General features: G+C 69.4%; 25 protein-coding genes. 13 read left to right on the top strand and 12 right to left on the bottom strand.

Annotation, left to right across the window (positions count from 1 at the left end):
* From BCD49_RS34005 to BCD49_RS33990, 4 genes are all read right to left on the bottom strand, one after another.
* On the bottom strand, positions 1-526 hold a 526-nt coding region (locus BCD49_RS34005), incomplete at its 3' end, for a transposase (protein WP_198939477.1).
* Between the two features lie 105 nt (positions 527-631).
* Positions 632-970, bottom strand: a complete 339-nt coding sequence (locus BCD49_RS41415; RefSeq protein WP_232794288.1) for a hypothetical protein — start codon at positions 968-970, stop codon at positions 632-634.
* Positions 971-1,005: 35 nt separating this feature from the next.
* Complete coding sequence (locus BCD49_RS33995; protein ID WP_071042324.1) at positions 1,006-1,578, bottom strand: hypothetical protein; 573 nt, start codon at positions 1,576-1,578, stop codon at positions 1,006-1,008.
* 186 nt (positions 1,579-1,764) lie between these two features.
* A complete protein-coding gene (locus BCD49_RS33990) occupies positions 1,765-2,559 on the bottom strand; it encodes an alpha/beta fold hydrolase (protein WP_007514062.1) in 795 nt (264 codons plus the stop codon).
* A gap of 607 nt (positions 2,560-3,166) precedes the next feature.
* Here BCD49_RS33990 and BCD49_RS33985 point away from each other — a divergent pair.
* The gene (locus BCD49_RS33985; RefSeq protein WP_007514064.1) at positions 3,167-3,541 is read left to right on the top strand and encodes a hypothetical protein; all 375 of its coding nucleotides are present in this window, start codon (positions 3,167-3,169) and stop codon (positions 3,539-3,541) included.
* A 31-nt stretch (positions 3,542-3,572) separates the two neighbouring features.
* Positions 3,573-4,049, top strand: a complete 477-nt coding sequence (locus BCD49_RS33980) for a nuclear transport factor 2 family protein (protein ID WP_007514066.1) — start codon at positions 3,573-3,575, stop codon at positions 4,047-4,049.
* Between the two features lie 38 nt (positions 4,050-4,087).
* Here BCD49_RS33980 and BCD49_RS33975 read toward each other — a convergent pair whose 3' ends face one another.
* Positions 4,088-5,329, bottom strand: coding sequence for an NAD(P)-binding domain-containing protein (locus BCD49_RS33975; RefSeq protein ID WP_083401869.1), 1,242 nt, complete (start codon positions 5,327-5,329; stop codon positions 4,088-4,090).
* Between the two features lie 356 nt (positions 5,330-5,685).
* Positions 5,686-6,459: an SDR family oxidoreductase gene (locus BCD49_RS33970; RefSeq protein WP_007514069.1), complete on the bottom strand. Its 774-nt coding sequence runs from the start codon at positions 6,457-6,459 to the stop codon at positions 5,686-5,688.
* Between the two features lie 87 nt (positions 6,460-6,546).
* On the opposite strand from BCD49_RS33970, the gene BCD49_RS33965 reads away from it, so the two are divergent.
* The 4 genes from BCD49_RS33965 to BCD49_RS33950 are packed head-to-tail and all read left to right on the top strand — an operon-like array spanning position 6,547 to position 10,269.
* Positions 6,547-8,007 carry an aldehyde dehydrogenase family protein gene (locus tag BCD49_RS33965; protein ID WP_007514070.1) on the top strand — a complete coding sequence of 487 codons (1,461 nt, stop codon included), beginning with the start codon at positions 6,547-6,549 and terminating at the stop codon, positions 8,005-8,007.
* On the top strand, positions 8,004-8,822 hold the full coding sequence (locus BCD49_RS33960) for an SDR family oxidoreductase (RefSeq protein WP_007514072.1): 819 nt from the start codon (positions 8,004-8,006) through the stop codon (positions 8,820-8,822). Before BCD49_RS33965 ends, BCD49_RS33960 begins: the two co-directional genes overlap by 4 nt.
* A gap of 2 nt (positions 8,823-8,824) precedes the next feature.
* Entirely contained in the window at positions 8,825-9,577 is a 753-nt protein-coding gene (locus tag BCD49_RS33955) for a carboxymuconolactone decarboxylase family protein (protein WP_007514074.1), read from the top strand.
* Positions 9,574-10,269, top strand: coding sequence for a TetR/AcrR family transcriptional regulator (locus BCD49_RS33950; protein WP_007514075.1), 696 nt, complete (start codon positions 9,574-9,576; stop codon positions 10,267-10,269). Before BCD49_RS33955 ends, BCD49_RS33950 begins: the two co-directional genes overlap by 4 nt.
* A gap of 6 nt (positions 10,270-10,275) precedes the next feature.
* On the opposite strand, the gene BCD49_RS33945 is transcribed toward BCD49_RS33950, so the two are convergent.
* The 6 genes from BCD49_RS33945 to BCD49_RS33920 all read right to left on the bottom strand — a co-directional run bounded on the left by BCD49_RS33945 (position 10,276) and on the right by BCD49_RS33920 (position 18,596).
* Positions 10,276-11,067, bottom strand: coding sequence for an alpha/beta fold hydrolase (locus BCD49_RS33945; protein ID WP_007514076.1), 792 nt, complete (start codon positions 11,065-11,067; stop codon positions 10,276-10,278).
* A gap of 190 nt (positions 11,068-11,257) precedes the next feature.
* Positions 11,258-12,535, bottom strand: a complete 1,278-nt coding sequence (locus tag BCD49_RS33940; protein WP_241832449.1) for an ABC transporter substrate-binding protein — start codon at positions 12,533-12,535, stop codon at positions 11,258-11,260.
* A 160-nt stretch (positions 12,536-12,695) separates the two neighbouring features.
* Positions 12,696-14,243, bottom strand: a complete 1,548-nt coding sequence (locus BCD49_RS33935) for an acyl-CoA synthetase (protein WP_071042320.1) — start codon at positions 14,241-14,243, stop codon at positions 12,696-12,698.
* Between the two features lie 198 nt (positions 14,244-14,441).
* Positions 14,442-15,476, bottom strand: coding sequence for an LLM class flavin-dependent oxidoreductase (locus BCD49_RS33930; protein ID WP_007514079.1), 1,035 nt, complete (start codon positions 15,474-15,476; stop codon positions 14,442-14,444).
* A gap of 51 nt (positions 15,477-15,527) precedes the next feature.
* Positions 15,528-16,376: an SMP-30/gluconolactonase/LRE family protein gene (locus BCD49_RS33925; protein WP_007514080.1), complete on the bottom strand. Its 849-nt coding sequence runs from the start codon at positions 16,374-16,376 to the stop codon at positions 15,528-15,530.
* 54 nt (positions 16,377-16,430) lie between these two features.
* Positions 16,431-18,596, bottom strand: coding sequence for an acyl-CoA dehydrogenase (locus BCD49_RS33920; protein ID WP_007514081.1), 2,166 nt, complete (start codon positions 18,594-18,596; stop codon positions 16,431-16,433).
* 243 nt (positions 18,597-18,839) lie between these two features.
* Here BCD49_RS33920 and BCD49_RS33915 point away from each other — a divergent pair, with 243 nt between their 5' ends.
* From BCD49_RS33915 to BCD49_RS33885, 7 genes are all read left to right on the top strand, one after another.
* Positions 18,840-19,682 carry an enoyl-CoA hydratase/isomerase family protein gene (locus tag BCD49_RS33915; protein ID WP_007514082.1) on the top strand — a complete coding sequence of 281 codons (843 nt, stop codon included), beginning with the start codon at positions 18,840-18,842 and terminating at the stop codon, positions 19,680-19,682.
* Positions 19,683-19,707: 25 nt separating this feature from the next.
* Entirely contained in the window at positions 19,708-20,403 is a 696-nt protein-coding gene (locus tag BCD49_RS33910) for a TetR family transcriptional regulator (RefSeq protein WP_198939476.1), read from the top strand.
* A 53-nt stretch (positions 20,404-20,456) separates the two neighbouring features.
* A complete protein-coding gene (locus BCD49_RS33905) occupies positions 20,457-21,290 on the top strand; it encodes an SDR family oxidoreductase (protein ID WP_007514084.1) in 834 nt (277 codons plus the stop codon).
* Positions 21,280-22,098 carry a maleylpyruvate isomerase family mycothiol-dependent enzyme gene (locus tag BCD49_RS33900; RefSeq protein ID WP_007514085.1) on the top strand — a complete coding sequence of 273 codons (819 nt, stop codon included), beginning with the start codon at positions 21,280-21,282 and terminating at the stop codon, positions 22,096-22,098. The genes BCD49_RS33905 and BCD49_RS33900 overlap by 11 nt, the downstream gene beginning before the upstream one ends.
* 198 nt (positions 22,099-22,296) lie before the next feature.
* Positions 22,297-23,313, top strand: a complete 1,017-nt coding sequence (locus tag BCD49_RS33895; RefSeq protein WP_007514086.1) for a TIGR03617 family F420-dependent LLM class oxidoreductase — start codon at positions 22,297-22,299, stop codon at positions 23,311-23,313.
* Positions 23,314-23,358: 45 nt separating this feature from the next.
* Complete coding sequence (locus BCD49_RS33890; RefSeq protein ID WP_027140529.1) at positions 23,359-24,333, top strand: alpha/beta hydrolase; 975 nt, start codon at positions 23,359-23,361, stop codon at positions 24,331-24,333.
* Between the two features lie 335 nt (positions 24,334-24,668).
* Positions 24,669-26,411 (top strand): N-acyl-D-amino-acid deacylase family protein, encoded by a 1,743-nt coding sequence (locus BCD49_RS33885; protein WP_007514088.1) that lies wholly within the window; start codon positions 24,669-24,671, stop codon positions 26,409-26,411.
* The last annotated feature ends 138 nt before the right edge of the window (positions 26,412-26,549 follow it).

Raw genomic sequence — 26,549 nt, 5'->3', positions numbered from 1 at the left:
CGATGACCCTGTCGGTGATGTCCGAGACCTGCTGGCGCGACACGGTGGTGCCGTAGATCTCGGCGAGATGCGCCTGGACCTCGCCGGTCGTCAGTCCCTTCGCGACCAGCGAGACGACGAGGTCCTCGACCCCGCCGAGGCGGCGTTGGCGCTTGGCGACGATCGTCGGGGTGAAGGTGCCGTCACGGTCACGGGGCACGTCGATCTCGACCGGTCCGATCTCGGTGACCACGGTCTTCGTTCGAGTGCCGTTACGGGAGTTCCCGCCGTCACGGCCGGCCGGGTCGTGGGCCTCGTAGCCCAGATGCGAGCTCAGCTCGGCGGCGAGGGCCTTCTCCAGGACCATCTTCGTCAGGGTGCCCAGCAGCCCGCCCGGCCCCGTCAGCGACAGCCCCTCAACCCGGGCCTTCTCCACGAGGCTCTGCGCGAGCGCCTCGTCCACGACCACGCCCGCCGGCGCCCCATCGCCATCCACCGGTCTGACCGGGATCGCCMCAGCCGCCGTGTCAGCCATCGTGTCGGTCATCTGGTGTCTCCTCTACCTGCACAGATGCACAGAGTGTCACAGGGGAGTTACACCGTTGTTCTTACAGGCCCTTCGGCTGGCCATGGACGTGGTCGGTAGAGGGTGTCAGCTCCTGCTGTCGAGGCGGACGCGTTCGGCCTGTTGCTTGATGATGGCCAGGACTCGTTCGTCGCCGGGTGTGCTGGGAATGGTCGCCAGGATCCGGTCGAGTGTGTCGGTGACGATGGTCGACGCGGCGCGCCGTCGTAGGCCCCATCTGGTGGCTTCGTCGATGAGGTGGACAGTGGTCACCTGCTGGATGTCGGTCTGGCCGCCGACGCGTTGGCCCATGCGGGTTTCGGCTCGCATCGGTTGTCCGAGGTGGTCGCGGAGTTCGAGGGCGATCGTGGACAGGACGTCGTACAGCGGTGCGAGGCGTACCGCTGGATCATCTGTCGCGTGCAGGATCGAGAGGTTCTTGGCATGTGCGTCGACGTTGCCTATGGCGATGTTGCCAAGGCCACGGTGTCGTTGGTGAGGAAGTCGCAGGCCAACACGCCGCGGGCCTGGCTACGCAGGAACTGTGACCATCTTGGCCCGGCGCCGCGGCGGGGTGCCGGACCGAGGCCGTGGCGGCGCAGGAGGTTGCGGACCGAGGTGGCTGACACCTGGACCTGCAGCTTGCTGCATTCCCCGACGATGCGGACGTAGCCCCAGCGGGGKTTCTCCCGGGCCAGGCGGAGCACCAGCTGCACCGTGGCCTCCTCAAGTCGGCGACCACGATGCGGCTGCGGGTAGGTCCAGCGTCGGCGGCCCAGCTCGCGGTGCCAGCGCAGGAGGGTGGCAGGGGTGACGAGGAACGCCGACCAGCGCGGTCGGGGCAGGAGCTGGGCCAAGGTGGCCAGCAGCATCCGATCGGATGAGGTGTACCGCGGCCGGGCGAGCTGGCGATGCAGGACCGCCAGCTGGTGGCGCAGGACGGCGATCTCGATGTCCTTCTCGTCCGGCCGGCCACCGAGACCGGCCACGCCGGGCAGCCTACGGATCAGCAGGAGCACGACCGTCGACACCATGTCCACCATKATCCCCGCCGTGCTGTTCGCCCAGCTCAGCGCCCCTGATCGCCTACTTGCACCCCACAGGTCCGGTACAAAGGCTGACCAGGGCGAAGGAGAAGCCGCCGTCAGACAGGACCGGCCACTGGCCGTAACCGCGCTGTGCCGAAGCCGCCGGATCGCCCGCCGGCAGGCGCCCATGGATCAGGCGATGGACTCTAGCCAGGTGTCCACGAGCGCGTTGAACTCGGCGGGGCGTTCCTGGTGCAGCCAGTGGCCACATCCTTCCCAGGAGACGGCCTTGGAGCTGGCATCGGCGAACAGCGTCGTCTCCACGGACACCCGCGAAGGGTCGGCGTAGAACGACAACACTGGACAGCGTCGCCGTCGTAGGTAGCGCTCCCCGCTGGAGCGCATCGACGTCACCTCGGACCCGGCAGCCATGTTGGTGAGTGTGTCGCGGAGAACGTGGTTGGGCATGCCGGCGACCCGGCGAAGGTGCCAGGCGCGAAGCGCGGGAACTGACGCCGGGGTGTCGCTCGCGCCCAGCAGGCCTTGGACGAATGGCACAGGATCGCTGGCATCCATGACGGCCGTGAGGGCGGGGATGGCTTCGACGAGTGCGTCATCGACGAGATAGCCGGGATCGACGGCGACCAGCGCCTGGACCATCTCTGGGTGTTCGACGGCGAGGGCGCTGACCACGAGGGCGCCCATCGAGTGGCCCACGGCGACAACCGGCCCGCATCCGAGATGCTTGACGAGGCGAGCCACGTCGTCCGCGAAGACCCGCGGCTCATAGCCGCCCTCGGGGGTGCTGGAGTGCCCATGCCCTCGGAGATCCAGGGCGATCACCCGATGCCTGGCCGCGAAGTGCGGCAGCTGCCAGGTCCAGTCGTGCGAATCACAGGTGTACCCGTGCACGAAGAGCATCGGCGGGCTGCCGGTCCCCTCGTCGGTGAAGAACAGCTGCGCATCACCGAGGTCGGCGAATGCCACATCCACTCCTGTCCTCGACGCTCGCGTCGACGCCGGCTCCCGCGCCGTGCGCCGGCGAGGTTCCTCCCGTACGTCAGCCAGGACGACCTTCACCCCGGACGCGCCGAGGGTGTCGGCCATGCCGAGGCCGTTTGCCGCTTGCGGCGCGGGTCATGACCGCGACGCGCCCGCCGAACTTCTCCATCGGTACCTGCCCCCGACGTCAGTGCCGGTTCAGCATCCGTACGAGTGTCGAGCAAACGTATCCAATATGCAATAGTCGGAGGGCGGGAGAGCGGCTCGATCCGGCCACGGGCAGCCAGTCCCGCTCCTGCCTGGCTAACGGCCCCAGGGGCTCGGCGGCCTCGTCGTCCCTTCGGGCGTGGGCCAGGTCRCCCAGGACGTGGTCGATGCTCCGCCATCTCGGGCGTCTCCACCAGAAAGTCTCGCGCGGCGACATGTGGTCTTGAGGCGCGGATTGTGGTGGATGCCGCCAGCGCTGGAGTCTGATCGTGTTGGAGGGAGCGGATGGGCGTCGATGACGGAACGCCACGGACTTCGGCACCGCTTCCTCCAGCGTGCTCAACCCCGGCGTCCGCCTCGGCGCCCACACCACCAGCAGTACGCGGTGGTCGGCTTCGGCGAGACGCTGCGGATGGAACTCGAGCAGGAGGGGATCGGGGTGTCGATCCTGTTCCCGGCCAGCATGTCCACCCGTCACCTGGAAAGCAGCAGGCTGGCCCGACCAGCACAGCTGGGACCGTCCCTGCTGCGGAACGAGGATGTCGCGGCGATGCTCGCCAGCCGCGACATGGACGACACGACGAACGTCGTCACGCCGGAGTTCGCGGTCCGCAACCTGCTGGACGATCTCGCGCGCAACGAGCCGTACATCGTGACACACGGTGGCTACCGGGATGCGTTGGTCCGGCGCCAGCAGGCGTTCGTCGCCACGTATGACCGGATGACCGGCTCGAACGATGTGACGGAGCCGGCCCGGTGAGCCAGGAGGAGTTACAGGAGGGGAGTTAGCCGTGGACGCCGGCACCCTCGTCGAGATCGAGAAGATCAAGCAGCTCAAGGCCCGTTACTTCCGGCTGCTGGACACCAAGAAGTGGGACGACTGGGCCGAGGTCTTCACCCCGGACCTCAACCTCTGGGTACAGGACGTTCCGGACGTCATCTACACCAGCCGGGAGGAGTTCCTCGCCGCGATCGTCCCGATGCTCACCGGCGCGGTCACCACCCATCACGGGCACATGCCGGAGATCGACGTCACCGGGTCGGACACCGCCCGTGGCGTCTGGGCCATGTTCGACTACGTCCAGCTCCGCACCCCGGACCGGTCGATCCAGCTAAAGGGCTTCGGCCACTACCACGAGGAATACCGCAAGGGTTCGGACGGCCAGTGGCGGATCAGTTTGCTGCGGCTGCACCGGCTTCGCGTCGACTACAGCCGACGTGTACGCCAACGGTCCGCGTGCCCGCCCTCATCGGTCGCTTGCCAGTAGATGGTCGGGGCGCTCACGATAGCCGCGACGTCCGGGCTTCATCCATCCGCCGCGCTGTGGTCGAAGCGTTGCCGATTGTTGCGCTTGGAGCTGATCCGCCAGTGCCCGTCCGGGCATTTCCGGTACGTCTCGATGTAGTGGCCGTAGCCTTTGAGGCTCAGTCTGCCMTGAGGTCCGTCCAGCTGGACGTAGTCGAACATCGACCAGACGCCTTCGGCCTCGGTGTCGCTGAGCAACGTGATCTCTGGCATGTGGCCGTGATGGGTCGTCACGCCGTTGTCTAGCATGGGGATGGTGGATTCGAAGTACTCCTGGTTGAGCTGGAAGCGCTTCTCCCCTTCGATCGGGAGGTAGTGCTTGCAGTCCGCGGTGAACAGGTCGCGGAACGCGTCCCAGTTCTTCAGGTCAAGGTAGCGGAAGTACCGTGCCTTGAGCTGCTTGATCTGTTCGATGTCCCATAGCGCCTGCACGGAGGGTGAAACAGGCTGCTGACCGGACTCCGCGGCGGTCGCCAGGAGCCCAAGCTGCGTGCCCGCGGCGGCGGCGAGGGCCTTGGCGGTCGCGACGTCCTTGGTGATGTAACGGCCGGCAGCTTCCTGGAGGCGAGCCGACGAGCCGAGCGCGCGCACCGCGCCGAGGGCATAGCTGTYCCCGCTGCAGTGGCTGATCGCGTCGAGAGCTTTCGCTGGGTCGAGCCCAAGTTCCCGAGCCACCCGTTCCGCTTCCGCCACCAGGCCGACGTTCGCCCCGAACAGCGCGTTGTTGACCAGCTTCACCCGTTGGCCGTCACCGAGTCCGCCGACGTGCAGGATCGGGTTGGCATAGGCGGCCAGCACAGGCCGGACCGCCTCCAGAACGCTGGGCTCACCGCCGACCAGCAGCGTCACCCGGCTCGCCGCGGCGTCCGCCGGACCGCCGCTGAAGGCCGCGTCGAGGATCCGGATATCACGGGATCGCCCGGTCTCCGCGAGCGCGGGCGCGGTGTCGGGGCTACAGGTCGTGTGGATCACCACGACGGAGCCGGGACGCATCGAGGCGAGCAGCCCCTCGTCGCCCCCGCACACCTCATGTATCTGCTGGTCGGAGAAGACGCACACAACGACCACGTCGCTGGTGGCCGCCAGCGCGGCAGGCGTCGGTACGCTGCTCGCCCCCGATGCCTCGACCTCGCGCACCACCTCGGGCCGGCGGGCGTAGAACGACGCCTGGAAGCCTGCCTTGACAACTTGCTCCAGCATGGGCCGGCCCATGCTTCCCACGCCCAAGAATCCGATCTTCATGCCGTGCTCCCGGATCCGTCACCGGCGGCCGTCCATGCGTTCCGGTCGAGGCCGAAACCGCCATCAGGGGCGGCCGTGATCGTCTCTGCCAGTTCTGCTGTCATATCCAACCAATCGTCGGGCGACTGTCCTGTCGAACAAGAGCACAAACGGTGAACCTTTTCCATTGCCGTTGGCGGATAGGGCCCGCCGTGGGCAAGGAGACGCACAAATGGAAAAGGTTCAGTGGGAGGCGCCGGCAGGCCCACGCGGTAGTCGCCGCGAACGACCTCGCGCCCGGGTGTTGTCGGCCGAACCCTCGAGGACGGCTGCGGCGCGGCCCTGCCGGTGATGCGGACGCAGGCGTTCCCTCTTGATCAGAGCCGGGAAATCCAGCCGCCATCGACCAGGATGGTCTGGCCGGTGATCCAGTCGCCTGCCTTCGAGCACAGCAGGAGAAGGGTGCCGATCAGGTCCTCGGGCGGCCCGGACTTCTTGCCGGGGATGCCCGAGTAGAGAGCGTTCCGGAGGGCTGAGTCCTTCGGCAGGCTCACGTATCCGCTGTCGTTGTCGACGAGCCCGGGTGCGATCGCGTTGACGTTGATACCGCGTCCGCCGAGCTCGGAGGCGAGGTTCACGGTGAGGCCGTGCAGCGCGTACTTCGAGACGCTGTAGATCCCGCCGGCGATGAAGGCGCCGGCGGACAGGCCGTTGACGATCCGGCCCCCGCCGCGGGCTGTCATCGATTCGAGCACTGCCTGGGTACACAGCAGCGGGCCGCGCAGGTTGACGTCCACGACGCGGTCCCACTCGGGGACCGGCATGTTCGACAGGCCGTACGGGGGCAGGTTGGTCATGATCGCGGCGTTGTTGATCAGGATGTCGATCCCGCCGAAGGCCTCGACCGCGGTTGTCGCCATCGCCTGGGCCGACTGCGCCGAGGCGACGTCGACGTGCGCGGCGGCGGCGTGGAACCCGCTGTCGGTCAGGGTCTTCGCGGTCGACGTGGCCGCTTCGAGGTCGAGGTCCGCGAGGACGACGGACGCTCCGGCCTCGCAGAGCGCGCGGGCATAGACGACGCCGATGCCGCCGGCGCCCCCGGTGATGATCGCGACCTTGCCAGTCAGGTCGAACAGCTCGGTGGGAGTCATGCCATCGACTAACGCATGCGCATCAGGTCTAAGTCAACTAGTGTCGCCTCAAATGCACATGCGTTAGGTAGGCAGGAGGAGGTCGGCATGACGATCGATCGCACGGTCCCAGCGGTGCATCTGCACATCGGAGAGGAAGCGCGCCCGCACGGCACGGGTGGGGTGCACGACCACGTCTTCCCGGTGACGGGCGAGGTCCAGGGGCCGGTCCCGCTCGCGGGGCGCGATGACGTCGACGCCGCGGTCAGCGCCGCGCAAGACGCGCTCGGCGCGTGGCGGGCGTGGAAGCCCGCGGACCGGGCAGCCGTCCTCCTGCGGCTCGCGGAGCTGATGCGCAGCGATGGCGATGAGCTGGCCCGGCTCGCGGTGCTCGACAACGGCATGACGCTCGGGAACGGCCAACTCGCCGTCAGTGTGATGGCGCAGTACATGGCCTACTACGCGGGCTGGGCGGACAAGATCGAGGGTCGGGTGACCTCGGTCCCGGGGCAGTCGCGTGAGCTCGCGTACACCGTCCCTGAGCCCTACGGCGTGGTTGCGATCATCATGACGTGGAACAGCCCGCTGTTCTCAGTCGGCATGAAGCTTGCTCCCGCGCTGGCTGCCGGGAACACGGTGGTCCTCAAGCCGTCGGAGCTCACGCCGTACGCGTGCGAGCGGCTCATGGCACTGATCCGGGAGGCGGGCATCCCCGCGGGTGTCGTCAACCTGCTGCTCGGTGGGGCCGAGACAGGCGACGCGCTGGTCCGCCACCCGCTCGTGCAGAAGATCAGTTTCACCGGCGGTCCGGCCACGGCCCGGAAGATCCTCGCGGCCTGCGCGGAATCGCTCAAGCCGGCCGTCCTCGAGCTCGGCGGCAAGTCCGCCAACATCGTCTTCCCGGACGCCGACCTCGACGCCGCGGCGATGATCAACAGCTACAGCGTCCTCGGCACGCTCGCCGGCCAGGGCTGCGCGATCGCAACCCGCATGCTCGTGCACGAGGACATCTACGACGAGGTCGTCGACAAGGTCGTCGCGCTGGTGAGCACGATGCGGTGCGGCGACCCGTTCGACCCCACGACGACGATCAGCCCCGTCATCACGAAGGCCGCGCAGGAACGCGTCGTGGGGATGATCGAGCGCGCTCGGTCGGAGGGCGCGGGCAAGCTCCTGCTGGGCGGCGGTGTCCCAGGCGGCGACCTTGCCAACGGCTTCTTCGTCGAGCCGACCGTCTTCGGCGAGGTGGATCCGGCCAGCGAGCTCGGTCAGGTCGAGGTCTTCGGTCCCGTGCTCTCGCTGATGCGCTTCGCCTCGGAGGACGAGGCAGTCGCGCTGGCGAACGCGACCGAATACGGGCTCGCCTCCTACGCGTACACGAAGGACGTACGCCGGATCAACCGCCTCGCGACCCAGCTGCACGCCGGGGGCGTCTACGTCAACGGTGCGTCGCCAGTCCTGGGATGCGAGCTGCCGTTCGGTGGCGTGGGCATCTCCGGCTACGGCCGCGAGGGTGGCCTCGAGGGCCTGCTCGAGTTCGTCCGCACCAAGGCGGTGGCCATCGCATGACGATTCCGCTGAAGCTGGACGGAGCAACCGCCGTCCTCACCGGAGCCGGCAGCGGCATCGGCCGCGCGAGCGCGCTGGAGTTCGCCCGCCGTGGCGCCCGGGTCGCCATCAGCGACCTCGATGCCGACCGCGCGGATGCCGTCGCCGCCGAGGTCGAGGCCGCCGGCGGCGCGGCCGTCGCCGTCCGTGCCGACGTCACCAGCGAGGACGATCTCGTGCGACTGCGCGAAGCCGCGTTGACGCGGTTCGGCCGGGTCGACCTCGTCATGAACAACGCCGGGGTGCTCGCCATGGGCGCGCCCGAGTCACTGCCCGACGAGGCCTGGCAGTGGGTGCTCGACGTCAACCTGATGGGCATCGCCCGYGGCAACCGGGTGTTCCTGCCCCTGCTGATCGAGCAGGGCAGCGGCCACCTGGTGAACACCGCGTCGGCGTCCGGACTGCTCGCCTATGGCTTCGACCGGCTGCCGTACGTTGCGAGCAAGCACGCGGTCGTCGGCGTGTCGGAGGCTCTCGCGTCGTATCTCGGTCCGCGGGGGGTGGGTGTCACCTGCCTCTGTCCATCAGGAGTGATCACCAACATGCCCGAAGGGTTCCGGGTCTACGGGGAGACCTCCACCAGGCCTCGCGCTCCTGAGCACGAGATCGTGACGGCGGAGCGGGTCGCCGAGCTGACCGCGGACGCTGTCACGCTGGGCCGGTTCCTCGTAACCACCGTGCCGGACGTCGAGGCCGAGCTCGTCGAGCGGGCGCGAGACATCGAGGCCTACCTGCAGGCGCGCATCACCGAGCAGACCGCCGACCGAGAGGACTGACCATGACTCCCGACGAGGTCTACCGCACCGTCATGACCATCGACCCGCCAGCGGTCGAGACGCCGTTCGAGGCCGCGAGCCGGGAATTCCTCTTCGGGAACGTCTGGAACCGTCCCGGCCTGAGCATCCGCGACCGCAGGCTGGTGTCCCTCGCCTGCGTCGCGGCGGCGGACGCACCCAAGCCGATCGACGACCATGTCTACGCGGCACTTCGCAGCGGCGACCTCACGATCGAGCAGATGAACGAGGTGACCCTGCAGTTCGCGGTCTACTGCGGATGGCCGAAGGGCTCGCACCTGGAGATGACGGTCCGCACGCAGTGGCACCGGATCCACGCGGAGCGCGGCGAGCAGACGCCGCCGTGGCCGACGCGAACGCCGGAAGATCTCGGTCCCGCCGATCCTGCGCAACGGATCCTGGACGGCCAATGGGAGTTCGCCGACGTCAACGTCGTACCGGCTCCCCCGTCGGACTCCCCATACTTCTATGCCGGCATCCTCAACTTCGTCTTCGGGCACGTGTGGCGCCGCCCGGACCTGTCACGTAGAGACCGGCGGCTCGTGACCATCCCGTGTGTCGGGCTGTCCGACTCGCCCGCGCCGATCCTCTCGCACGTGGGTTCCGCGCTAGAGACTGGCGACGTGACCTACGACGAGATGCAGGAGATCTGCCTGCAGTTCAGCGCGTACTACGGCTTCGCCAAGGGCGAGGCACTCCAGGACGCCGCTGAACGCTGGCGCCTGGGCAAGGCGTGACCCACCCAGCCACCACCCCGCTCAACGCGACGGCGCTGCAGCTCCTGGCCACCGCCGAGCGGCTGTTCGCCGAGAACGGCATCGCCGGCGTGTCCCTGCGACAGATCGGCACCGCGGCGGGGTCGGCCAACAGCTCAGCTGTCAACTATCACTTCGGCACCAAGGACCGGCTGATAGAGGCAATCTTCGCCTACCGCCTTCCGCACCTCCTCGAACGACGCGCGCTGCTGAAGGAACGCGTCGACCCGGATGACCTGCGCGCCCGCCTCGAAGCCCACCTGCTGCCCGTCCTCGAACTCGCGGAATCGCCGGGCAACTCCTACGTCTCCTTCGTCGAACAGCTACAGCGAGGCGCGGACTCCTGGCGGCTCTTCGCCACGCAGCCCGACATCCGCCAATCGCGGGAAGAGTTCCTCGTCGACGTGCGGCGGCTACTGCCGGACATCGGCGAACCGACACTGGCCATCCGGGTCGGACAGGTGCAGAACCTCAGCCTCAACGCCGCGGCCGAACGGGAACGCGCCATCAACAGACAACAGAAGGTGATCCCCTTCGGCCTGTTCGTCACCACAACCCTCGACGGTTTCACCGGCTTCCTGACCGCACCGGTTTCCTCCGAAACTCGACGATTCCTCGCCCGGCCGCCCACGACGGTTACTCCGGAACCCGCGCAGCAGACGGCGCCTCACTAGACGACGTCAGGGCCGCGCCGCCGCGGTTTTCCCAGCTCCGCCGGAGCCGAGCGCCAGCCGGTCCGCCTCGCCGCCGAGGATGGCGGCGAGCGCGGGCACGGCGGTGACGAACGGGGAGTGCGCGGTATCCAGGGTGTGGACGGCGTCGACCCGCGCGGCCTGGTGCATCCGGCGCTGGCATGCGATCGGGAGCGCGAGATCCTGCGCGGTCTCGACGTAGACCTTGCGGACCTGTCCCCATCGCTCGTCGGTGAGTGCTACGGGTTCGGCGGTTACGAGGGGTGATTCGGGTACCAGCAGTGCCCCGAAGCGGCCGTAGTCGGTCTCCGGGACGTCGGTGTAGAACGTCTCGCGGCCGAGCTCGACCGGTACATAACTGACGCGTCTTTCCTCGTCGAACCGCTGGCTGGTGATGACCAGCGAGTCGGCGAAGTCCTGGTGGCCGCCGATGTCGATCAGCGACTGGCCGTCTGCCGGGACGAACGCGGCCAGGTAGACCAGGCAGCCGACCAGGTCGGGCACGATCTCGGCCGCCTGGGTGATGGTGAGGCCGCCCATGCTGTGCCCGACCAGGATGACCGGCCCGCGGGCGGCGTGGATCCGTTCGACGACGGTCTCGACGAAGTCGGCGAGGGTCGCGGTGGCGGCCACGGCGGGATCGTCACGGCCGGGGAGGTCAACGGCGTCCACCGTGTATCCACGTCGCCGTAGTTCCGCTGTCAGCGGCTGCCAGCTGGCGCCTCGGTGAAATGCGCCGTGTACCAGCAGTAAGTGGCCACCCGTGGCCTCTGCGCTCATCGTCGGCCTCCGTCGTTCTCGCTGCTGCTGTTTGGCGTTCAGCGGTGTTCGGGTGACGCCCGGCGGGCGATCAACGCCCCGTGCCCTGCCTGGCGCGGGTCACGGTCCGACGTCTTCTTCGTGGCGCCGCCGCCGCCCGCGGGCGGCGGCGGCGCCACGAACATTTGATGCGTCCCGGCCCTGGTGGGGCCTACGGCGCCGGTGTGATGACGCCGCAGGTCTCGGGAGGCGCGGTCCAGGTCTTGTCCTTCAGGTGGGCGAGGGTTCCGCAGGGTGAGGGGGCGATGTGGTTGAGCGGCCAGCGCGTCTCGGGCAGCGCTCCTGGGACGTAGTTGGTGAAGTTGTCGTTGAGTACTTTCAGGAAGCTGTCGACGGTGAGATTGCGCCCGACCTTCCGCAGCGCGCTGATGACCAGGTCCGCTGACCAGTAGCCGGCCATGACGGGCGTGCTGAGCGCGACCCCGGGGGCGTAGGCGGCGAGGTCCTTGACCATCTGCGCGATGGCGGGGACGTCGGTGGAGATCCCGGGCTGCCACCCCACGATGGCGTAGGTGTCGTCAAGCTCGGYCACGCCGGCGAGGCGGGGGTCGTAGATCGGGGTGATGAGGATGCCCTTGTAACCGGCCGCCTTGAGCGCGGAGACCATTTTGACGGAGTCGGCGAACTGGAGGACCGTGAACACGGCGGCTGGCGGCTTTCCCCCGTCCGCCGTCATGATCGCGCTGACGATGGGGGTCGGATCGGTCAGGCCGGACAGAGGTACCGGTGACTTCTGGTAGACGACCTTGAATCCGGCGGACTCGAAGCCCTGGCCGATGGTGATGTTGCCCTGGCGGGCGGCCTCGACGTCATTCCCGACCACGGCGATGGTCTTCGCGGCGCCGGCGGGCAGCAGCTTCGCGACGGCGATGGGTGGGCCGGTGCTGACCGTGCGCTGGGCTTTCGGCGCCGGTGTCTGGCAGCCGGTGATGCCGAAGCCGATGGCGTTGCCGCAGAAGGCGGTGTTCGTTCCCCAGCCGACGAACGGGACGACCTGCTTGCAGAACGTGTCCAGGAAGTTCGGCGCCGAGACGGCGACCGGGGCCACGGCGAACACCTGCTCCTGCTGGACGAGGACACTCGCCTGTTGGCCGTCCCGAGCCGCGTCGCTGCCGTCGTCGCGGACTCCGACGAAGTCGATCTGGCGGCCCGCGACACCGCCTTCCGCGTTCGCCCGCGCGAAACGCGCCTTCGCGCCCGCGTCAATGTCGCCGAACACCGCGCCAGCCGGGCTGGTCAAGGACGCCAGTCCGCCGATCTTGATTGAGGTGTCCGTGACACCACGGTTCGGGTTTGGCGCCGCCCCCTGGCAGGCGAGCGTCTTCGGATCGAGCGTCACGTTCGTCTGGCTCCAGCCGTGGTCGGGCCCCTCCTTGCTGAAAGCGGGGTCCGCCGAGACCACCCCGGCGCCGCCAGATCCTCCGTCCACCCCACCACCACCACCACAGCCGGCGATCCCGACCAAGGAGACGATGGATAAGACAAGGGCCGTTCGAATTCCACGCTGCATGAGCTTCTCCTTCGAGACTTGATCCGCTCCTCGACGCCGCCGAGGCGCGGGGTTGTGGGGGGCGCCCAGGGAGCGGCGCTCAGGAGACCTCCTTCAGGTACTCGTCACGCAGCTGGCCCTTGGCCAGCTTGCCGGTCGCCATCCGGGGCAACTCGTCGCGGAAGCTGAACATCCGCGGGACCTTGTAGTGGGCGAGGTTGTCGCGCGCGTAGCGGTGCAGCTCGTCCGCGAGTTCCTCGTTCGCCTCGACGCCGGGCGCCGGCGCGACGACGGCCTGCACGAACTCGCCCATCTCGGCGTCGGGTAGGCCGAAGACGGCTACGTCGGCGACCTTCGGGTGCATCACGAGGCGGGCCTCGACCTCGGCCGGGTAGATGTTGACGCCACCGGATATGATCATGAAGCTCTTGCGGTCGGTGAGATAGAGGTAGCCCTCGTCGTCGAGGCGGCCGATGTCGCCGACCGCCGTCCAGTTCGGGTGGTCGGGATGCCTGCTCGCCGCGGTCTTCTCGGGATCGCCGTGGTAGCTGAACGGGGCGTCGGGTTGCTCGAAGTAGAGCAGGCCGGGCTGGCCGGCGGGCAGCTCGGCGCCCTCGTCGTCGCAGACGTGGGCGATGCCGTTCAGCATTTGCCCGACCGAGCCGGGGTGCTTCAACCAGTCCGCCGCGCTGATGTAGGAGATTCCCGCGCCCTCGGTGCTGGCGTAGTACTCGTCGACGATGGGTCCGAGCCAGTCGATCATCTGGCGCTTGACGTCGGGCGGGCACGGCCCCGCCGAATGGATCACTCGCCGCAGGCTCGACAGGTCGTGGCGCAGCCGTCGTTCCCCAGGCAGCTTGAGGACCCGGACCAGCATCGTGGGCACGACCTGCGTGTGGGTCACCCTTTCCYGCTCGATGACCTCGAGCAGACCCTCGGCGTCGAATTTCTCCATGAGCACGAGGGTGGCGCCGAGCTCGTGGACACCGGTCGACCACTGGATCCCCGCCGAGTGGTACAGCGGGGTKGGACACAGGTAGATCGAGGTCTCGTCCATCCCGAACACGTGTCGGGCCAGGATCGACGTGCCAACGTCCTTCGGGTCGTCGACGGTCCGGCCGCTCAGCGGCCGACGCACGCCCTTGGGCCTGCCGGTCGTACCCGACGAGTAGAGCATCAGACCGCCGCGCGGCTGCTCGTCGAGTGGCGTCGCGGGCTGGGCCGCCACCGCGTCGTCGTAGGGCTCGAAGCCGTCGGCGGCGCCGTCGACCACGAACCGGTGGATGCAGCCGCGCGCGGCGGCCACCGCGGCGACGGCCGTGGGCGCCAGGGCCCCGGTGGTAACGATCGCCTTGGCGCCAGCGTCGTTGAGGATGTATGCCGCCTCGGCCGGTGACAGGTGTCGGTTGATCGCCGTCAGGTATAGCCCGGACCGCCTCGYCGCCCAGACCACCTCCATGAAGCGCAGGTGGTTCTCCGCCAGCAGAGCCACGGCGTCGCCGGGCCGCAGACCGCGTTCCCGTAACAGCCGTGCGAGCCGGGTCGACCCGGCGTCGAGTTCGGCGTAGGTCATCCGGGCTCCGGAGCCCGCCATGATGACGGCCGGCTTGTCCGGCGAGGTGCGCGCGTGCGCACCGGGATAGACCATGTCAGCCCTCCAGCAGAGGCAAGTGGCGTCCTCCGCGGCCGCGGAGCAGAGGACGGTGTGCGTTCGGCGAGGAGCCCGCGGCCGGCACCGCGCGAGCGCCGTCGGCCTCGGTGAGGCGGTCAGCGACACCGAGGCCGACCAAGCTGAGCCCGGTTGGGCCCGCGTGGACAGGTCGCCGGCGCCGACGTCCGCGAGTGCTCAGCCAGGGTGCGTGACGCCGTGGTGACTGTGCCCGCCCGAGGCGGCGGACATGAACGCTTCGAGTTCGTCGATGACGTCCGGGGCCGCGGGGGCGTAGACGATCTCGGTGATGCCTGATTCGCCTGCTTCGTGGATGCGGGTGGCCACCGTCGCGGCGTCGCCGGTCCAACCGGTGCCGAGGATGGCGGGGCCGGCCGCGGTGACGGCGGGGCGGTCCCGCTCGGTGATGACCGTGATGTGGCCCTCGTGTACGGCGAGGTGGCGCTGCTCCGGCGGGCGCGCGGCCAGCATCGCACCACGCCAGACCGTGCCACCCGGAACCTGCTCGACCAGGTCAGGGGACAGGTCCCAGAGCCCGTGGAACGAGAGGGTCGCGAACCACGGGCCGGCGGCTTCGACCAGGCGTGGTGTGGTGTGGTCCTCGCCCGGGCGGACGATCGTTCCGTGGGTCAGCAGCGCCGTCGGTCTCCCGGTGCGCTGGTGTGGCTCCGGCACCGTGGGGACGATGACGCCGGCGACGTCCAGCTCCTGGGCTGTCACGTGGCCTTTGGGCCCGCTGGGGGCCAGCCACAGGGGGGTGGTGATGGGGCGCGGCGGCGCCCAGCCGGCCGCGTGCAGCAGCTGGCAGGGCACGCCCTCGATCTCGACGACCTCGCCGTCCAGCAGGCCGCGTAGCTGGCGGATGTACGTCGCCACGTCCGCCCACTTCATCGCGGGCTTGCCCATCGCCTTGCGGCCGGTGAAGCCGGTGCCGAAGGCGGCCACGAGTCGGCCGGGCGCGAGGTCCTCGACGGAGGCGATCGCCGACGCGGTCACCATGGGATGGCGCAGGCTGGGGATCGCGACGCCTGTGCCGACGCCGATGCGCCGGGTGGCTTCGGCGATGCGCGCGAGCGCGATCCAGATGTCGCCGTAGAGCGCCGGCGAGTCATACACCCACACGCGGTGGTATCCCAGTCGTTCCGCTGCCCGCGCGTACTCGACGATGCTCTTGCTCGGAGGTAACGCGACGGAGATTTCCGGTCGTACCATGGTCGCCTCGACACGCCTTTCTCGTCGTCTGAACCGGCTGGCGCGGACCGCTTAGGGCCGGCCCGTTCCTGGCACTTCCACCGGTAGTTGGACGATCGATCCGGTCGGCTCGGCGTGCCGGTCGCGCTTGAAGGCCACCGTGTTCATGCAGACGAACAGAGTCCGCCGGTCATCGCCGCCGAGCACGCAGGCGAGGGGAATGTCCTCGACGTCAATCTGCTGGTCGACGCCGCCCGGACCGACGTGCAGGATGCGCCGGCCCCAGGGGTCGGCGACCCACACGTCGCCCCGCTCGTCCAGGCAGATCCCGTCGGGGGCCACCAGTGCCTCGCCACTTCGCGGAGTCAAGGGGACGTGGGTCCGGTCGACGAGTTCGCCGTTTTTGATCGAGAACCGGGACAGCCGGCGGCCTGCGGACTCGGCCACGACCAGGGTGTCGCCGGCCGCGGTGACGGCCGCCCCGTTGGGGCACAGCATCTGGTCGGCGCCGACCGACACCTCGCCGTCCGGACAGACACGGACCAGGACCGTGGGCTGCCCGGTCGGGGCGCCGCCCATCGGGAATCCCAGCTGGGTGACGTAGGCCGTCCCGTCCGGGGTGACGATCATGTCGTTGATCCCGTGCGGGGCGAGGTGGGAGACATCCGCGTGCGGGTGGGCGGTGCCGTCCTCGATCCGGTAGACGACGCTGTGTTCCATTCCGGCGACCAGCATGCGGCCGTCTGGCAGCCAGCCGATGCCGCCGGGGTCCTCGTCGTCGGGGAAACGGTGCACGGCGGTACGGCCGCCGGCGTCGTCGAACCGGTAGACGGTGTGYGCCCACATGTCGGATAACCACAGCGCGCCGTCGTGCCAGCGAGGGCACTCGACAAACTCGAGGTCACGGGCAAAGATCTCCATCTGGGACTCCCGTTCAGGCTCGTTGTGCGGCGGGTGCGCGCTAGGACARCCGCGCTAGGACAGCAGGGGGTCTCGGGGCAGGCCGAGAATCCGTTCCGCGATCTGGTTCCGGGCGATCTCGGACGTGCCGCCAGCGATGGTGAGCGCACGGGTCGCCAGCAGCGACCTTCCGGCGGTCCCGCCGAAGCCGTCGTCGAGGGCGACGTCCTGGCCGGCGAACTCGGTCAGCAGGGTCGCGGCGCGTTGCCCGTGCTCGGCCGTGACGAGCTTGGTGACGTTGCCCTCCGGGCTGGGTCCGCTCCCGTCCAGGGCGCGGACCACTCGCCGCAGGTCAAGCAGCCGCACGGCGATCGCCTCGGCGACGTGTTCACCCAACCGGGTCTCGGCTCCTGGCACCCGGTGCCCGTGCTGCCGGTACAGGGCGAACATCTGGTCGGCGGTGGTGCCACCGAGGTTACCGCTGAGGGTGATCCGTTCGTTGCCGAGCGTGGCGCGGGCGACGTTCCAGCCCTTGCCCGGTTTCCCCACCACGTCCGCGTCGGGGACGAACACGTCGGTGAGGACCACCTCGTTGAAGTAGTGGTCGCCGGTGAGATGGCGCAGCGGCCGTACCTGCACACCCTCGGTGGCCATGTCGACGACCATCGTGGTGATACCGGCGTGCTTGCTCGCCGACGGGTCGGTACGCACGGTGGCAAGGCCGTACCGACACCGGTGGGCGTCACTGGTCCAGACCTTCTGGCCGCCCAGCACCCAGCCGCCCTGGACCCGTTCGGCTCTGGTCCGCACGGCGGCGGCGTCGGACCCGGCGCCGGGCTCGCTGAACAACTGGCACCACTGCTCCTCGCCGTAGAGCGCTGGCCGGACCCAACGCGCGACCTGGTCCTGGGTGCCGTGTTGGACAAGGGTCAGAATCACCCAACCAGTGATCATCAGGTTGGGGACCTTGAGGTCCGCGGCCCGGAACTCCTGCTCGATGACGAGTTGGAGTCCCGCGGAGGCGCCGAGCCCCCACGGACGCGGCCAGTGCGGCTGCAGGTAGCCGGTGTCGGCCAGCCGGCGGCGCCGCTCGTCATCGGGGAGCGCCGCCAGCTCGGCGGCGAGCGCCCGGATCTCGGGCCGCGCCGCCTCGGCCTGCGCGGGCAGGTCGAACGCGGGTGCCGTCCGGGAGACGCCCGCGCCGCCCAGACGGGTCACGTCCGCGGCGGCGGTTCCCGGCGGCACGATGGCCTTGCTGGTGATGGCCCGCCGGTAGAGCAGGTGGGCGTCGTGCTCCCAGGTGTAGCCGGTTCCGCCGTGTACCTGGATGTTGAGTTCCGCGTTCCTGACGAAGGCCGGTACCGCGAGGGTGGCCGCCACGGCCGCCGACAGCTCGAACTCCTCGGTTGGTCCCGCCGCGGCGCGCGCCGCGTCCCACACCGCCGCGGTCGCGAGCTCGGCGGCGACCAGCATGTTCGCGAGGTGGTGCTTCACGGCCTGGAACGTGCCGATGGTCCTGCCGAACTGCTCGCGCACCTTCGCGTAGGCCGCGGCGACCTCGACGCATTCGTGCGCGCCGCCGCTCGCCTCGGCCGCGACGAGTGTCCGCATGATCGCCTGGGCGTGGGCCAGCGCACCCGGCAGCACGTCGCCTGGTGCCACCCGCGCCTCGGTAAGGCGGAGCCGAGTGGAGCGCCGCGACCGGTCCAACGATCCGAGGGCCTCGTCCGTCACGCCGGGGTCGGCCGTCGACACCACCACGAGGTCCTCGCCGACCGCGAGGAGCACGAAGTCGGCGAGCGCGCCGCCCGGGACGACACCGGACCGGCCCGACATCCGTCCGTCGCTGTCCAGGTCCAGGTCCCCGCCGAGACCGACGGCGCCGACGGCCGTGCCCGCGGCGAGTCCCGGCAGCAGGCGGGCACGCGCCTCCGGGCCTCCACTGGCCGCTATCACCGCCGACGCCAGGACCGTCGGGAGAACGGGCCCAGGCGCGACCGCCCTACCGGTCTCCTCGAGGATCACCACAAGTTCCGGCAGCCCGAAACCGCCGCCCCCGAACTCCTCCGGCAGATGCACCCCGAGCAGACCGAGATCGGCGAACTCCTTCCAGAAGCCCGGCAGGTGTTCCTCGTCGGCGTCCAACAGGGCCCGGCCGGCCGCGCGTGCGTCGCGCGAGGACAGCAGCGATTGGGTAGTCCGGGCGAGCGCCCGGTGTTCCTCGCCGATTGCTATCCCCATGTCTCCTCCATCCGCCGGTGGGCCAGTTCCGTGGGCAGGGGTCAGTCAGGCATGCGGCGGGCAACGCCGCCTGAGGTCGGCCCGCCGGCAAGGGTCCTGGGAGCTGCGCGCCCCGGTGCCAGGGGGCGGGATGGCCGGCCGCGTCGTCAATCTGTCGCCGGCGCCTGCGGCAGATGTTGACAGATCTGACCAACTGGCACAAGGTCCCACTTGGGACATCGGTCCGGCAGGTGGGAGACGGCGGTGCTGACCAACAGCGATCTGTACCTTCGGAGCACCCCGGAGACGGGGCGGACCGTCCTGGCCGACACTCCTGCCCCGGGCGTCCGGTTACTGACGCTGAACCGGCCGGAACGCCTCAACGCGATGTCCGGTGAGCTGGTCCGGGACCTGCACGCGGCGCTCGACGAAGTGGCAGCGGACGACGAGTGCCGCGTCGTCGTGCTGACCGGTGCTGGCCGGGGCTTTTGCGCGGGGCTAGACCTGCACGAGCCGCCGAAGCCGAGCAAGGCAGGATCCGGCCCTCAGACGGGGATGCGGGTGCAGCAGGCCATCGCGTCCCTGGTTCCCAAGCTGCGCAACCTGCGTCAGCCCGTGATAGCGGCGGTGAACGGCCCGGCGTCCGGCGGTGGCTTCGCGCTAGCCCTTGCCAGCGACGTGCGGGTCGCCGCCATGTCAGCGAGGTTCAACGCCGCTTTTGTGCGCGTCGGGCTGTCGGGCTGCGACATCGGGGTGAGCTGGCTGCTCCCCCGGCTGATCGGGGCCGGCCGTTCCCACGAGCTGCTGCTCACCGGCCGTCTCGTCGACGCCGACGAGGCGCTGCGCATCGGTCTGGTCAACCGCGTCGTCGACGACGGCAAGGTGGTGGACGCCGCGCTGGAGACGGCCGCGCTGATCTGCGCCAACAGCCCCATGGGCGTGTGGATGACCAAGGAGGTCAGCTGGAGCCAGCTGGAGATCGGCAGCCTGCAGGCCGGCATCGACCTGGAGAACCGCACCCAGGTCCTCACCTCCTACACCCAGGACCAGAAGGAACAGGTCAGCGCCTTCCTGCGGCGACGTTCCCCGAACTACACCGACTCCTGACGGCCGTGCCGAGGTGACACCAGATGTGAGAGTCTCCGGACCGATGGAAGCAACGAAAAGATCGCTGCGTGAGCGGAAGAAGGAACGCACCTTCGAGCACGTCGCCCGGACCGCGGTCAGGCTCGCCATGGAGCACGGTCTGGCGGCGGTCCGGGTCGAGGACATCTGCGAGCGAGCCGAGATCGGCCGGTCGACCTTCTTCCGTTACTTCGACTCGAAGGAGAGCTGCTTCGTCGCCGGCGTGCATCGGGGGCACCTCGAGGCGGTCCTGGCTGCCATTGAGGCCCGCCCGGCGGACGAGGGACCGCTCACCGCGCTGTGCAACGCGTTCCTGGCGATCCAGGAGGACTGGCGCAGGCAGCGCGACGTCCTGATCCTCGACGCGCGGCTGCGGGCCGAGGTCCCGGCGGTGCGGGCGCACGCCAGCGCCACACACCTGGACTGGGAAACCTCCATTGCCCGGGCGATCGCGCCGCGGTTCGCCGCCCCGGACGTCGACCTCTTCCAGTCGCGCATCATGGTTGGAAGCGTGCTGTGCGCCGTTCGGGTGGCGACGGAGAAATGGCTCGCCGGGGGAGCGAACTATTCCCCGGCCGTGGAAGTCGCGGCGGCCTTCACCGTTCTCCGCTCGTACGTGACCGTCGAGGCCCCGGAAGCGGGCGAAACCAGAGATACGGGCCAGGCCGGCGGCGGTGAGCCGGGGAGTTCCGGCCATCGTTAGCACTCATATCATCCGAATCTTTCACGTGTCTTTCATGCGATGGGGTCCACGGCATGGGGAATCTGAACGGAAAGGTCGTCCTCGTCACCGGCGCGGCGAACGGTTTCGGCCGTGAGATCGCCTTCCGGGCCGCGGCGCGGGGCGCGACCGCGGTCGCGTCGGACATCGATGCATCAGGTGCCGCGGAGGTGGCCTCGTCCATCATCGCCACCGGTGGCGCCGCGTTGGGGCTGGGGCTGGACGTGCGCGACCGGCAGGCATTCGCCGACGCGACCAGTCAGGTGATCACGCAATACGGCCGGCTCGACGTTCTCGTCAACAATGCCGGTGTCATGCCGCTGGCCTTCCTCGCCGACCACGCCCGCGCCGCAGACGCGTGGGACCGGTGCATCGACATCAACCTCAAGGGTGTCCTGCACGGCGTCTGCGCCGTGTACGACCAGATGGTCAGGCAGAACAGCGGCCACATCGTCAACATCTCGTCTGTCTACGGCAACGCCGGCGTCGCCGGGGCCGCGGTCTACAGCGCGACGAAAGCCGCTGTCGCGACGCTGTCGAATGCGCTGCGGGTCGAGAGCCAGGGGCGCATCAAGGTGACGATCGTCCGCCCCAGCGGGGTCGTCGGAACGAACCTCGGCGCAACCGTCCTGGACCCCACGGCGGCCGCCCCCCTGGCCGCGCACCGGGCCTCCGAATGGCAGGACAACCTCGCCCGGTACCTCGAGGGGAAGCTGGACACCGAGCAGACGGACCCAGCGGATGCGCGCTACTGGGTCCTGTCACCGGGGGAGGTCGCCGAGCACGTGGTGAACGTGATCGACCAACCGCTCGGCGTGGCAGTCACCGACCTGACCCTGCGAGCGACCGGAGAGGACTATGTCTTCTGACACCAGCCCGGCCGGCGGCCTGACGACGTTCGACACCGAGCCGCTCGAGCGCGCACTCACCGAGAGCCTCGACGTGTTCAGCGGGCTGACGGCCGACGAGATGGAAGCCCCGTCCGCCTGTGACGGATGGACCGTCCGGACAACGCTCGCCCACCTCACCGCCGGCGTGGCGGCGATAACCGGACAGCTGCCCGCCGTGCCCTACGACAAGAACAAGGAGTTCGAAGCGGCCGTCGACGCCCAGGCACTGGATCTCGCCGCACGGCCGGCCGCGGAGCTTCTCGAGATCCTCCGATCGGCCTCGCCCGCTCTGGTGAACATCTTCGCCTCGCTGCCGGACGACTTCGCCGCGATGCCGGTGGACATGGGAACCGCCGGCACCTATCCCTTCGCGAGCCTCGCCGACGCCCTCACCTTCGACCACACCTGCCACGTCCGGTGGGACGTCCTCACGCCTCGCGGGCAAGTCCGACGCACCCTGCCCGACCTGGACGCCGGACGCCTGTCGGCCTCCCTCCGGTGGCTCACGGGCTGCATCCCGCAGATGACCACCGAACGGTTCCGGGACCTGCTCACCGACCCGCTGACCTTCATCCTGACCGGACCCGGCGCCGCGACGTTTCGACTCACACCACACGCCGCATCAGTCGAAACGTCGACCGACGAACCGACACGGGCGACGGTGAAGTCGACGACGTCGGACTTCATCCTGTGGGGAACCGGACGAGAATCTCGACAGGGCCGGGTCAAGATCACCGGTGACGTCGCATATGCGGAAAGGGCACTCGACGCGTTCCGCGTCTACTAGCGGCCGAACGCGGCCAGACGTCATACCGACGTCGCGGCCGGCAGATTCGCCGACCTGCACGCGCCTTCCGCGGTGGGCACTTTCTAGAAGGAGAGCCGGGGGCGCACGGGGTTCTTGTCATCACCAAGCGGTTCGGAGCGCGCCTGTGGAGAATCGCGCCGCGCCGGTCAGGAAGCGCGATGCCTGGAGGAAGGCAGCATGAAGGTCGACGCGATCGTTCATGACGATCTGGCGTTGGTGGGGGAGCGGGCCCGGTTGGCCCAGGAGCTCGGGTTCGACGGGATGAACGTCGCCGAGGTCGCGCACGACCCATTCCCGCCACTGACGCTGGCTGCCGTGGCGACAGAGCGGATCAGGCTGGGTACCGGGATCGCCGTGGCGTTCGCGCGCAGCCCGATGACGCTCGCCGTGCTTGCCTCCGATCTGCACCGGCTCTCGCACGGCAGGTTCGTGCTGGGCATCGGCAGCCAGATCAGGCCGCACATCACCCGACGGTTCTCGATGCCGTGGTCGCGTCCGGCGGCACGGATGCGGGAGTATGTCGCGGCCATGCGGGCGATCTGGGCGTCCTGGGCCACCGGCGACCCGCTGCGCTTCGAAGGCGAGTTCTACCAGCACACCCTGATGACGCCGATGTTCAGCCATGGCCCGTCCGAGTTCGGGGACCCGGCGGTGTTCGTCGCCGCGGTYGGGCCGGCGATGACCGCGGTGGCCGGCGAGGTGGCCGACGGCCTGCTGGCACATGGCTTCACCACTCCCGACTATCTGCGGGAGGTGACCCTGCGCCATCTGGAGCGGGGGCTGGCGGCCGCCGGCCGGACCCGGGCCGACATCGAGGTCTCCGTCCCGGTCTTCGCGGTCACGGGCCGAGACGAGGCGGAGCTGGCGGCGAACCTCGGCGCGGCCCGCCACCAGCTCGCCTTCTACGGGTCCACTCCGGCCTACCGGCCCGTGCTGGAACACCACGGCTGGGGCGAGCTCGGCGACGAGCTGCACCTGCTGTCCAAACGGGGCGAGTGGGCGCGGATGGCGCAGGCGGTGCCCCGCGAGGTCGTGGAGGCGTTCGCGGTCGTCGTGGAGCCCGCCGCCGTCGCCGGCGAGATCGCCCGCCGCTGGGGCGGCCTGGTCGACCGGGTACAGATCGGTCTACCAGACAACGACCCCGAGCGGATGGCCGCCGGTGCGGAAATGATCAAGGAGCTGGCCCAGAGGTAGCTCGTGCCCCGCATGCCCACCGACATTGCCCACGGGAGAGCCATCATGACCACCGTCGAAGGCCGGCAGTCAGTGCACCTGCCGGCGCGCGACATTCCCATCCCGTCGTCTATCAGCCCCGAGGCGCGAGCGATCCTCGCCGCGCCACGGCAGGCGGACACCGGCTACCCGCCGCACGATGACGTGGCGGCCTGGAAGAAGATGATCGCCGGCCGGCACGAAATGYTGGCCGCGATGGTGGGCAGTCGGCCGGTCGACGCCGCGGTGACCGTCGAAGACGCCGACGTCGACGGCGTGCCGGTCTACGTGGTCACCCCGTCCGGTGCGCCCGACGGCCGCGTTTACCTGGACATCCATGGCGGCGCGCTGATCCTTGGCGGTGGCGTGGTCTGCCGGGAGATGGCCGTGCACACCGCGGCCCGGCTGGGCACCCGGGTCTGGGCGGTCGACTACCGGATGCCGCCCGACCACCCGTACCCGACGCCGCTGGACGACTGCGTCGCCGTCTACCGGGCGTTGTTGGAGAACTACCACCCCGAGCAGATCATCGTCGGCGGCGCGTCTGCCGGCGGCAACCTGGCGGCGGCGCTGCTGCTACGGGCACGCGACGAGGGGTTGCCGCTGCCGGCCGCCGCGGTGCTCAACACCCCGGAGGCCGACCTCACCGAGTCCGGCGACTCCTTCCAGACGAACCTGGGCCTCGACCCGGTACTGCAGGGCAGCCTCATGCCGGTGAACCAGCTCTACGCCGCCGGCCACGACCTGGCCGATCCCTACCTCTCCCCGCTTTTCGGCGACTTCGCCCAGGGCTTCCCGCCCACCCTGCTCACCACCGGCACCAGAGACCTGTTCCTGTCGAACACGGTGCGGATGCACCGCGCCCTGCGCGCCGCCGGCATCGCCGCCGAACTGCACGTCATGGAGGCGGCCGGCCACGCCGGCTTCCTCGGCATGGCACCGGAGGATGCCGATCTGAACCATGAGGTCCGCCGCTTCGTCGACGCCCACTGGCCCGGCTGACCGCTCCTGACCTCGACCGAGCCGGCGCCACCGGATGACATGGCGCTGGTCTGGGCCCCTGGTGACCTCGTGAACGGCCTGGTCATCGACACGCGACGCATCCTTCCGTGACCTCTCGGCGGTGATCAGTGAGTTCTACTCGAACGAATACGAACGAGCCTGGTAAAAGCCAGGTCGACGCAGGTGGCCGAGTTCTGGAACCCCACAGGCCGGCAGGCACCACGGTTCGGGGAACGAGGGCACCTGCCGGCGGGACGTGATCCGGCCAATCGGTTGACCGCGATTGTTGCCCGATTCGTAGCATCTCTTCAACGTTCTGAATCGAGGTTCAGATCATGGCCGCGTACGATCTTGTCATCACCGGTGGCACTGTCGTCGACGGGACCGGCGCCACGCCGCGGGTCGCCGACGTCGCAGTACGCGACGGCATTCTTGCCGCCGTGACGGAACCGGGCGTTCTCGACGGAGCTGCGCGCGAGCGGATCGACGCCGACGGACTGCTCGTCACGCCGGGATTCGTCGACATCCACACTCACTACGATGGACAGGCGACCTGGGATCCGCTACTGACGCCGTCCTGCTGGCACGGGGTGACAACGGTGGTGGCCGGCAACTGCGGCGTCGGCTTCGCGCCCGCGGCACCGGACAGGCGCGACTGGCTGGTCAGCCTCATGGAGGGCGTCGAGGACATTCCCGGCTCCGCCCTCGTCGAGGGGATGCGGTGGGCCTGGGAGACCTTCCCTGAGTACCTCGATGCGCTCGAAAGCACCCCGCGCAGCCTCGACATCGGCGTCCAGATCGCGCACGGCCCACTGCGGGCCTACGTCATGGGGGAGCGTGGAGCCCGCAACGAGCCGGCCACGCCAGCCGACATCGAACGGATGGCGACGCTGGTCGCCGAGGCCCTCCGCGCCGGGGCGCTGGGTTTCTCGACCTCGCGCACCCTGACCCACCGTGCGATCGACGGCGAGCCGGTGCCGGGAACGTTTGCCGCCGAGGACGAGTTGTTCGGCATCGGCCGGGCGCTGCGCGATGTGGGCGCCGGTGTCTTCGAGGTCGCGCCGGCCGGCATCGTCGGCGCCGACCACGCCGATCCGTACAAAGAGGTCGCGTGGATGACCCGGCTCGCCAAGGAGATCGACCGGCCGGTCACGTTCGGCATGAACCAGACCAACGACTCGCCGCGCGAGTACCTCGACCTGCTCGCCGCGGCTACCGCGGCCGCCGAGGCAGGCGATCCGCTGATTCCCCAGGTCGCGGGACGCGCCTCCGGTCTGCTGTTCGGCCTGGAGACCACCTACCACCCGTTCATGCACCGGCCGACCTGGCAACGGCTCGTGTCGCTGGCACCGGCACAGCGGCTGGACCGGCTACGGGAGCCGGCGATCCGCGACGCGATCCTGTCCGAACCAGATCCTGAAGGCAGGCCGTTGATCCTGGTCCTGTTCGCCGACCGGACGATCCCGGTCACCGACGAGCTGGACTACGAACCGGCCGTCGAGGCCAGCATCGGGCACCTCGCCCGCACGTCCGGCCGTACCGCCTTCGAGGTGCTCTATGACCTCACGGTCGCGGGCGGCCCCGACCAGTTGTTCATGATGCCGATCCAGAACTATGCGGATTCAAGCCTCGATCCGGTTCGGGAGATGCTGCTGCATCCGCAGGCCGTGATCGGCCTCGGGGACGGCGGCGCGCACTGCGGGATCATCTGCGACGCCAGCATTCCCACGACCAACCTCACGCTCTGGACCCGGGACCGGACCCGCGGCCCGCGGCTCCCGCTGCAATACATCATCCGCAAGCAGACCCGCGACACCGCCCGGCTGTTCGGCATACGCGATCGCGGCGTGATTGCCCCGGGCTACAAGGCCGATCTGAACCTGATCGACTACGAGCGGCTACGGGTGCGGGCTCCCCAGATCGTCCACGATCTGCCAGGCGGCGCGAAGCGCTTCATTCAGCGGGCCGACGGCTACGCCGCCACCCTCGTGTCCGGCCAGGTCGTGATCCGCGACGGTGAACCGACCGACGCCCGACCCGGTCGGGTGATACGCGGCGAACAGCCATCGCCGCGCTGAGCCTCGCCGAGACTGGCAATGGGCGGGTGTCGCATCGCGGCTGTGGCCTACGCACCTGCTGCCGCAAGGGGTGCCACCGACCCGTACCTCACCGGTGATCGCCGGATCCGCACCCTGTCGAACTGACGCCGCTCGCCA

Origin of the sequence: Pseudofrankia sp. EUN1h (assembly GCF_001854645.1) — a bacterium.
GTDB classification, from domain to species: Bacteria; Actinomycetota; Actinomycetes; order Frankiales; family Frankiaceae; genus Pseudofrankia; species Pseudofrankia saprophytica.
This window is presented reverse-complemented; position numbering and strand designations above follow the sequence as displayed.

What these genes read in the sequence shown, in the direction of transcription:
- BCD49_RS33970 (WP_007514069.1), bottom strand. Translation starts at nt 6,459, where the DNA reads ATGACTCCCACCGAGCTGTTCGACCTGACTGGCAAGGTCGCGATCATC.
- BCD49_RS33965 (WP_007514070.1), top strand. Translation starts at nt 6,547, where the DNA reads ATGACGATCGATCGCACGGTCCCAGCGGTGCATCTGCACATCGGAGAG.
- BCD49_RS33955 (WP_007514074.1), top strand. Translation starts at nt 8,825, where the DNA reads ATGACTCCCGACGAGGTCTACCGCACCGTCATGACCATCGACCCGCCA.
- BCD49_RS33945 (WP_007514076.1), bottom strand. Translation starts at nt 11,067, where the DNA reads ATGAGCGCAGAGGCCACGGGTGGCCACTTACTGCTGGTACACGGCGCA.
- BCD49_RS33930 (WP_007514079.1), bottom strand. Translation starts at nt 15,476, where the DNA reads ATGGTACGACCGGAAATCTCCGTCGCGTTACCTCCGAGCAAGAGCATC.
- BCD49_RS33920 (WP_007514081.1), bottom strand. Translation starts at nt 18,596, where the DNA reads ATGGGGATAGCAATCGGCGAGGAACACCGGGCGCTCGCCCGGACTACC.
- BCD49_RS33905 (WP_007514084.1), top strand. Translation starts at nt 20,457, where the DNA reads ATGGGGAATCTGAACGGAAAGGTCGTCCTCGTCACCGGCGCGGCGAAC.
- BCD49_RS33900 (WP_007514085.1), top strand. Translation starts at nt 21,280, where the DNA reads ATGTCTTCTGACACCAGCCCGGCCGGCGGCCTGACGACGTTCGACACC.
- BCD49_RS33885 (WP_007514088.1), top strand. Translation starts at nt 24,669, where the DNA reads ATGGCCGCGTACGATCTTGTCATCACCGGTGGCACTGTCGTCGACGGG.